This window comes from Pseudomonas sp. SCPG-7, from assembly GCF_002156405.1.
GTDB classification, from domain to species: domain Bacteria; phylum Pseudomonadota; class Gammaproteobacteria; order Pseudomonadales; family Pseudomonadaceae; genus Aquipseudomonas; species Aquipseudomonas parakoreensis.
In genome coordinates this window covers 334043-340918 of the sequence record NZ_MVOO01000006.1, presented here as the reverse complement: position 1 = coordinate 340918, position 6876 = coordinate 334043, and the positions used below count along the sequence as shown (strand labels likewise).

At 63.8% G+C, this 6876-nt stretch carries 3 protein-coding genes; 2 read left to right on the top strand and 1 reads right to left on the bottom strand.

All coding sequences use genetic code 11. From position 1 onward, the window contains the following. Positions 1–128: 128 nt before the first annotated feature. Positions 129–4499, bottom strand: a complete 4371-nt coding sequence (locus B1722_RS14570; RefSeq protein ID WP_086793090.1) for a DEAD/DEAH box helicase — start codon at positions 4497–4499, stop codon at positions 129–131. 323 nt (positions 4500–4822) lie between these two features. Here B1722_RS14570 and B1722_RS14565 point away from each other — a divergent pair, with 323 nt between their 5' ends. After that, entirely contained in the window at positions 4823–5707 is an 885-nt protein-coding gene (locus tag B1722_RS14565; RefSeq protein ID WP_041074483.1) for a sugar nucleotide-binding protein, read from the top strand. After that, complete coding sequence (locus B1722_RS14560; protein WP_086793088.1) at positions 5700–6629, top strand: NAD-dependent epimerase/dehydratase family protein; 930 nt, start codon at positions 5700–5702, stop codon at positions 6627–6629. The genes B1722_RS14565 and B1722_RS14560 overlap by 8 nt, the downstream gene beginning before the upstream one ends. Positions 6630–6876 lie beyond the last annotated feature (247 nt).

Genomic DNA, 6876 nt, shown 5'->3' with positions numbered 1-6876 from the left:
TGGCGATGACGAACGGTGGCAGTAAGACAGTTGCTCCCACAGGGTTCTGGGTGATGTTGAAATAGTAGGCACACCAAAAATCACTGTGGGAGCGGGCTTGCCCGCGATGAGGGCCGGAACTGTCGACATCAATGCCGGATCAGCTTGCTGCGCACTTGCTCCATGGCCACCTGATCCAGCTCAGTCCAGAACACCTGCTTGCCGGCAATCTCGGCAGCAACCGGCAAACCATCTTGATACACCAGCCGATTACTCACCAACGCCGGTACTTTCGCCCCTGGCAACAACGTCCCGGCCAGGTTCAGCGGATCAACCCCGCACACCGCAACCAGACTGCCGTCATGCGCCCGGCGCCGAACCTCGCGCAGTAATGGAATCGCCTCGGGCAAGGCAAACTGCTCCCCCGCCAGACCACTGACAAAGCGCCCGCCACGAATCTCGCCACGTGCCTCCAGCCGATGAAACGTGCGCAGTAATTCGCGCCAGCTCGGCAGCCAATCCGCTTCGCGCTCCAGCAGGCGCCAGAACACCACGCCATAGCGGCGCAGCAACGTCATGGCGACATGTTCGAGGGTTTCCGGTGAGGCCATATGAGCGCTTTCCTGCCGTGGCCCGCGGCGCAACAACGCCCAGCGCCCGGCATCGTCCATGCCACCGACAAACGCGCCGCGCCCGCGACGACTGCTGCGTTGCTGGCGCTTGCTCGCCGGGGTGATCAAGGCGCGCAACCCGGCGAAGCTGTCGGCGTTTACCAGGCCGGCGCCGACCAGTTCCTGCAAGGCGATTTCCAGCTCGGTGCGCAGCAGATGCGCCTCGTGAATCAGCTCATCGAAAAACAGCGCGCCGTGCTGACTCAGCGCCTCATAAACCTTTTGCGTTTTCGGCGACAGTTCGCTGACCGGCGTCTGCTCGGCCAGTGCACTCCACAGCCCGACCTGACTGCGCGGCAGCAGCACAATCGGCGTACTGCGCAACGCCGTGCCGCTGACGTTCTGTCGGGCGCTGAGCCGGGTCCACACCAGCTTGCCGTTGCGGCACAGGTCATCCAGCCAGCTCGGCGAATAGTCTTTCAGGCGCGCCGGGAGAAGGTCGCTGTCCCACGCTGAAGCCGCTGCCGGGTAGCCTTCGAACTGGCCGATAATTGCCGGCAGCACCGCGTGGCCCTGACCGCGCGTAGCAGGGGACAGGTGCTGCCAGTCGAACAGAAAGCGCATGAAATCCTGCAACGCCACCGGCTCGATTTCCCGGCGCAGACGCTTGACCGTGTAGCGATGAATGCGCGCCAGCAGATGCCGTTCGCACCATTCTTCGACCGCTGACCCCGGGGTGAAGTGACCACGCAGCACATAGCCTTCGCGCTCCAGTTGCGCGAGGGCTTGTGCAACTTGTGCAGAGGGGAGCGCCAGCGGTTCGGCAATGGCGGCTAACGGCAGCGGACCGAAGGCGCCGAGTCGGGCGCGGATCACTTCGATCAATGCGTCATCGACCGTCCAGATATCATCGAACCCGGGCAGCGCTGCTTGCGGCGGTTGCAACGTGGCCTGTGGATAAAGCGCTTGCAGACACTTCAAGCGCTCTCGCGCCAGCCACAACGAGCCAGGCTGCGGATGTGTAGTGACTGTGAGGCCGTCTTCGCGAGCAGGCTCGCGAAGCTTTTCTCTTGCCGTTACTGGCGGAACGGCCAAGCGGCAGGCGCGACCGCTCGCAGTCAGCGCGTCAAGCCATTCGCGCCAGTGTTCGCCAGCCTGAACTTCAAGGTCGCTGACGCACGCCAGGCTCATCAGCGCCTCGTGCATTTCATCGACGTTGGCCGGCGTCGGCCACGCTTGCTCGCGCACCGCGTTGATGGCGTCGGCGTCGAGTGCCCCGAGATCATCGGTGGATTGCGGATCGCTCCAGCGTCGGTTGATCACCGCTTGGGTGCGGCGTTCTTCCAGCGGTGCATCGTCGAGAAAACTGTACGGCCGCGCGCTGAGAATTTCCGCCGCCAGCGGCGATGGTGCCGGCAGATCGCGACTGATCAACCGCACCTCGCCACGCTCCATGCGCCGCAGCAGCGTGAGCCAGCCGGCGCTGTCCATGGCCTCGTGCAGGCAATCGTCGAGGGTCTGTTCCACCAGCGGATGCTCGGGAACCTCCCGCTCGCCGGCGAGGTTTTCCAGGCAGGCGATCTGATCGGGGAACACGCTGGCGATCAGGTCTTCGCTTTTCATCCGCTGCAACTGCGGCGCGACTTTGCGCCCGCCGGTAAAACGCGGCAACGCCAGGGCCACGCCGGCATTCCAGCGCCAGCGCACGCCGAACAGCGGCGCGTCGAGAATCGCCTGAATCAGGATGTGCTCGGCGCTGTTGCTGTGCAGGTACCGCCAGACATCATCCAGTTCGAAACTGTGGCTGGTGGACAGCGACAGGACGATCGCGTCCTCACTGGCGGCAGCCTGCAACTCGAAGTTGAACGTGCGGCAGAAACGCTTGCGCAAGGCCAGGCCCCAGGCGCGGTTGATGCGGCTGCCGAACGGTGAATGGATGATCAACTGAGTACCGTCGGACTCATCGAAAAAACGCTCCATCAGCAGCGTGTCCTGCGAGGGCAGGGCGCCGAGGGTCAGGCGAGCGCGGGCGAGATACTCCACCAGTTGTTCGGCGCTGGCACGGTTCAGGCCGAGGGTTGCGGTCAACCAGTCGAGCGCCGGTTGCAGATCGCCGGGGCTGGCGCCGAGCAACAGGTCGAGAGTCGCTTGCAGCCGCGCCACCGCCGCAGACAATTCATCGCTGCGCCCCGGGGCTTCGCCGAGCCAGAATGGAATGGTCGGCGGCTGGCCCTGAGCATCCTCGACCCGCACCTTGCCGGTTTCCACCCGCAGGATGCGGTAGGAGGTGTTGCCGAGCTGGAACACATCACCGGCGATGCTTTCCACGGCGAAGTCTTCATTGACGCTGCCGATGTTCAGGCCCTGCGGCTCGAGCAACACGCTGTAGTCGGCATTGTCGGGAATGGTGCCGCCACTGGTCACGGCGGTCAGTTGCGCGCCACGGCGGCCGCGTAGCGTGCGGCTGACGGCGTCGCGGTGCAGGTAGGCGCTGCGGATGCCCTGACGACCGTTGTAGCCTTCGGCGAGCATGGTCAGCAGCGCCTGATAGTGTTTTTCGTCGAGATCGCGGTAGGGCGAGGCTTGGCGGAACAGCGCCAGCAGCGCGTCTTCCGCCCATTCCCGGCAACTGACTTCGGCGATGATCTGCTGCGCCAGTACATCCAGCGGCGCTTCGGGGATGTGCAGGGTGTCGAGTTCGCAACGGCGCACGCAGTCGAGCAGGGCGGCGCACTCGATCAGGTCGTCGCGGGTGGTGGCGAACAAGCGGCCCTTGGGTGTGCCGCCGACCTGGTGCCCGGAGCGACCGACTCTTTGCAGAAACCCGGCAATCGAACGCGGCGAGGATATTTGGCAGACCAGATCGACTTCGCCGATATCGATGCCCAATTCCAGCGAAGCCGTGGCGATCAGAACTTGTAGCTCGCCGCGCTTGAGCCGCTGTTCGGCGTCGAGGCGGAATTCCTTGGCCAGGCTGCCGTGGTGCGCGGCGACGGCGTGTTTGCCCAGGCGTTCGCTGAGGTGTCGGCTCAGGCGTTCGGCGAGGCGCCGGGTATTGACGAAAATCAGCGTGGTGCGGTGTTCGCGGGCCAACTCGGCGAGCCGGTCATAAACCAGTTCCCAAACGTCGTTGGCCATCACTGCCGACAACGGCACTGGCGGCACTTCGATGCCCAGATCCCGTGGCCGGGCGTGGCCGATGTCGATGATCTCGCAGGGGCGATCGGTGCCGACCAGAAATCGTGCCACGGCATCAATCGGCTTTTGCGTGGCGGACAAGCCGATGCGGGTCAAGGGTTCGGCACACAGCGCCTGCAGGCGTTCGAGGCTCAGCGCCAGATGACTGCCGCGTTTGCCAGCCGCGATGGCGTGGATCTCGTCGATGATCACCGTGCGCGTGCTGCCGAGCATTTTGCGTCCGGATTCGGAGCCGAGCAGCACGTACAGCGATTCTGGCGTGGTCACCAGAATGTGCGGCGCACTTTTGCGCATGGCGGCGCGGTCTTTCTGTGGCGTGTCGCCGGTGCGCACCGCCGTGGTGATGTGCAATTCGGCCAGGCCCATCTGGCGCAGCTGCTCAGTGATTCCGGCCAGCGGATTTTGCAGGTTGATGCGGATGTCGTTGGACAGCGCTTTGAGCGGTGAAACGTAGACCACCAGGGTTTCGTCGGGCAGGCCGTCGGGGTTTTCCAGGCCACGGTGGACGAGGTCGTCGAGCACCGCGAGAAACGCGGTGAGGGTTTTACCGGAACCGGTGGGCGCGGCGATCAGCGTCGAGCGGCGCTGGCGGATCAACGGCCATGCGCGGGCCTGGGCGGCGGTGACCGACGGGAAGGTGCTGCTAAACCAGGCGCTGACGGCGGGGTGAAAGCCTGCCAGGGCGGCGTCCTTGGGGATGGGCAGATTCATGCTCAAGTTATGCGGGTGGGGGCGACAAGATGCAAGTACCGCCGGGGAGCTGCGCTGTTCATCGGGGCCTCATCGCTGGCAAGCCAGCTCCCACAGTGATTGTTGTTGTTCAACAGTTTGGCAATCAACACTGAACCCTGTGGGCGCTGGCTTGCCAGCGATGGGGCCAGTTGATTCAGCACAATTCCCGGCGATCTACACTTTACGGGTGACGGTTGCGCACTAAACCCGCAAAATGCAACGATTCCGGCAATTATCGATGACGGTGTCACCCGCACCGTCGCTAAAGCCATCGTTCCAATCAGACTGGGCCTGCTGACTCTATGCGAATGCGCCTTATGTTACTGGGCGGCGGAAATGCCCTTGGGCAGGCGCTGATTCGCCTCGGTGCGGAAGAAGACATCGGCTTCCTCGCCCCCCGCCCGCCAGAAGACGGCTGGGATGCCGCGAGCCTGACGCAACTGCTCGACGATACCCGTCCGGATGCGTTGATCAACCTCGCCTACTATTTCGACTGGTTCCAGGCCGAGACCGTCAGCGAAAGCCGTCTGGCCGGGCAGGAACGCGCCATCGAACGGCTGGCGGAACTGTGCCAGCACCACAACATCATTCTTGTGCAACCGTCCAGTTACCGAGTGTTCGACGGTTCGCGGGCGACTGCCTACAGCGAAAAAGACGAGCCGGTGCCGCTGGGCCTGCGCGGCCAGGCGCTGTGGCGCATCGAGCAAAGTGTCCGCGCGACCTGCCCGCAACACGTGTTGCTACGCTTCGGCTGGCTGCTCGATGACAGCCCTGAAGGCACCCTCGGGCGCTTCCTCGCCCGCGCCGAACAACCGGACGAATTGCTCATGGCCGATGACCGCCGGGGCAATCCGACTCCGGTCGATGACGCCGCACGGGTGATCATTTCGGTGCTCAAGCAACTCGACTGCGCGGCGCCGCTGTGGGGCACTTACCATTACGCCGGCCACGAAGCGACCACGCCGCTGGCGCTCGGTCAGGCGATTCTGACCGAAGCGCGCAGCCTGCATCCGCTGGCAATCGAAGCACCGACCGCTCAGGCCCACGCCGCGCGGCCGGACGCCGCCGAGGAACCGCAACACGCGGTCCTCGCCTGCAAGAAAATTCTGCACACTTTCGGGATCAAGCCCCGCGCCTGGCGCGCCGCACTCCCGGCTTTACTGGATAGGTTTTATCGTCATGGCTGAAGGCCCTGTTTTAATCACCGGCGGCGCCGGTTTCATCGGCTCGCACCTGACGGATGCATTGCTCGCCACCGGCCATTCGGTGCGGATTCTCGATGATCTGTCGACTGGCAAACGCAGCAACCTGCCGCTGGACAACCCGAAGGTCGAACTGATCGTCGGTGACGTCGCCGATGCCGCGCTGGTCGCGCAGGCCACGCAAGGCTGCAGCGCCGTTGCGCATCTGGCGGCAGTCGCTTCGGTGCAGGCGTCGGTGGACGATCCGGTGAAGACGCATCAGAGCAACTTCATCGGCACCCTGAATGTCTGCGAAGCCATGCGCCAGGCCGGGGTCAAGCGTGTGCTCTACGCGTCGAGCGCAGCGGTGTACGGCAACAATGGCGAAGGCGAGTCGATTGACGAGGACACGCCAAAGGCCCCGCTGACCCCGTATGCCTCGGACAAACTGGCCGGCGAGCACTACTTCGATTTCTACCGTCGCCAGCATGGTCTGGAGCCGGTGATCTTCCGCTTCTTCAACATCTTCGGCCCACGCCAGGATCCGTCCTCGCCGTATTCCGGGGTCATCAGCATCTTCAGCGAGCGGGCGCAGAAAGGTCTGCCGATCACCGTGTTCGGCGATGGTGAGCAGACCCGCGATTTCCTCTATGTCGAGGATCTGGTCGACGTGCTGGTGCAGGCAATCGACAAGCCTGAAGTGGAAGTGGGCGCGATGAACGTCGGCTGGAATCAGGCGATGAACCTCAAGCAGATGTTGCAAACGCTGCAGGAAGTGGTCGGTGAACTGCCACCGGTCAGCTATGGCCCGGCGCGCGCCGGCGACATCCGTCATTCGCGGGCGAACAACGCGCGTTTGCTGCAACGTTTCAAGCTGCCAGAGCCGACGCCGATGCGTGTGGGGCTGGCGCGGTTGCTGGGACGCTAAATCGAAAAAACAAAAAAGGCGCCTTTGCAGGCGCCTTTTTTGTGGGCGGGGTATCGCTTTGACGCTTGTGCAATCCCTGTGGCGAGGGAGCTCGCTCCCGCTCGACTGCGCAGCAGTCGCAAATTCAGTCAACGCGGTTTTTCTGAAGCACCGCTTTTGCCTTGTTCAGGGCTGCTTCGCAGCCCAGCGGGAGCAAGCTCCCTCGCCACATTAGCCCGCATTCACCACCACGCGAATGTTCGAATGT

Excerpts from the sequence above, each read along its gene's own strand:
- B1722_RS14570 (WP_086793090.1), bottom strand. The coding sequence starts at position 4,499 with ATGAATCTGCCCATCCCCAAGGACGCCGCCCTGGCAGGCTTTCACCCC.
- B1722_RS14565 (WP_041074483.1), top strand. The coding sequence starts at position 4,823 with ATGCGAATGCGCCTTATGTTACTGGGCGGCGGAAATGCCCTTGGGCAG.
- B1722_RS14560 (WP_086793088.1), top strand. The coding sequence starts at position 5,700 with ATGGCTGAAGGCCCTGTTTTAATCACCGGCGGCGCCGGTTTCATCGGC.